Origin of the sequence: Brucella tritici, assembly GCF_008932285.1 — a bacterium.
Taxonomy (GTDB): Bacteria; Pseudomonadota; Alphaproteobacteria; order Rhizobiales; family Rhizobiaceae; genus Brucella; species Brucella tritici.
Map to the genome: position 1 here is coordinate 1 of NZ_WBVY01000032.1, position 268 is coordinate 268.

Below are 268 nucleotides of genomic sequence, written 5' to 3' on the forward strand. Positions count from 1 at the left end.
AGCCAGCGCCGTAAGCATCGCAGACGCGGACATATTCAACGGCTTCTGGCTCTGGCGCGACGATTGCGTCGGCAGCCTGAGCGCCGGAAGCTGCAACCAGAGCTGCAGCGGAGCCAAGGAGAAGGCTCTTGATGTTCATTTCTGACCTCCAGTCAAAGTTAAAAATGGGTCTGGGCATTCTGATTTGGCTGAAGGACAACCTGTCCCCATCCCCTTTTGAAAAAGTCGCCCCGAAGCGCTCCTTCTTCTGGATGTGAAGATACTCGCC

The 268-nt window shown here is 55.6% G+C and carries 1 protein-coding gene; it reads right to left on the bottom strand.

Annotated elements, in window-relative coordinates; genetic code table 11:
* Positions 1-139, bottom strand: a 139-nt coding sequence (locus F9K94_RS24275) for a porin (RefSeq protein ID WP_192799585.1), incomplete at its 3' end; no start/stop codon positions are given.
* Positions 140-268: the final 129 nt, after the last annotated feature.